Origin of the sequence: Microbacterium sp. NPDC059771 (genome assembly GCF_042732495.1) — a bacterium.
Classification (GTDB): domain Bacteria; phylum Actinomycetota; class Actinomycetes; order Actinomycetales; family Microbacteriaceae; genus Microbacterium; species Microbacterium sufflavum.
In genome coordinates this window covers 1-1,030 of sequence record NZ_JBHWHK010000023.1, presented here as the reverse complement: position 1 = coordinate 1,030, position 1,030 = coordinate 1, and the positions used below count along the sequence as shown (strand labels likewise).

Annotated in this window: 1 protein-coding gene; it reads right to left on the bottom strand. The window is 74.7% G+C overall.

Annotated features, from left to right (window positions below):
- Window positions 1-1,030: SpoIIE family protein phosphatase (locus ACFV3I_RS18795; protein WP_378823966.1), on the bottom strand; the 1,030-nt coding region annotated here is incomplete at both ends.

The window sequence follows — 1,030 nt, the reverse complement described above, 5'->3', positions numbered from 1 at the left end:
GCCCTCGTCGGTGTCCCGGGCCCGGCGCTGGCGCGGCAGTTGCGGTGAGTCGTCCCCCACCTCGCAGCGCAGGACGTCCGTACGGAGCAGCCGCAGCGTCACCGGCCGCTCCGCGTACCGGACGGCGTTGGTCACCACCTCGCTGATCAGCAGCTCCACCGCGTCGCTCAGATCCTCCAGGCCCCAGCGGTCGAGCGCCCGCCGGGCCAGGCGTCTCGCCCGGCCCGGAGCGGCGTCCTCCGGGTCCAGGAACCAGTACGCCACGTCGCTCGGCGCGATCCCGTCGAAACGGGCCGCGAGCAGCGCGATGTCGTCGTCCCGGTCGCCGGGTCCCAGCATGTCGAGCACGTCGTCGCAGAGCGCCTCCAGCGGCGGCGCGTGGTCGGGCCCGGTCAGCTGCGCGGTGGCCGCGAGCCGTTCCCGCAGCTGCTCGATGCCGGTCCACACGTCCCGCAGCCGCGACTCGACCAGCCCGTCGGTGTACAGCAGCAGCGTCGCCCCCGAGGGCGCGTCCAGCTCCACCGCCTCGAAGTCCACCCCGCCGACGCCGATGGGCGCGCCGGGCGGCACCCGCAGCACCTCGGCCCGGCCGCCCAGGTGCAGCAGTATCGGCGGCGGGTGACCGGCGTTGGCGATCGTGATCCGGTGCGAGACGGGGTCGTACACGGCGTACAGGCAGGTCGCCATCCGGTCCGAGCCCAGCCGCTGCGCCTGCTCGTCCAGGTGGTGCAGCACCTCCTGCGGCGGCAGGTCCAGACCGGCCAGCGTCTGCGCCGTCGTGCGCAGCTGGCCCATGATGGCCGCGGAGGTCATGGAGTGGCCCATGACGTCGCCGACGACGAGCGCGACGCGGCTGCCGGGCAGCGGGATCGCGTCGTACCAGTCCCCGCCCACCCGGGCCGTCTCGGCGGCCGGGAGATAGCGGGAGGCCAGCCGGACCCCGGTGGGCTGCGGCAGGTTCTCCGGCAGCATCGTGCGCTGGAGCTCGTCCGCGATGTACGCCTCGCGGCCGTAGAGCACCGCCTTGTCG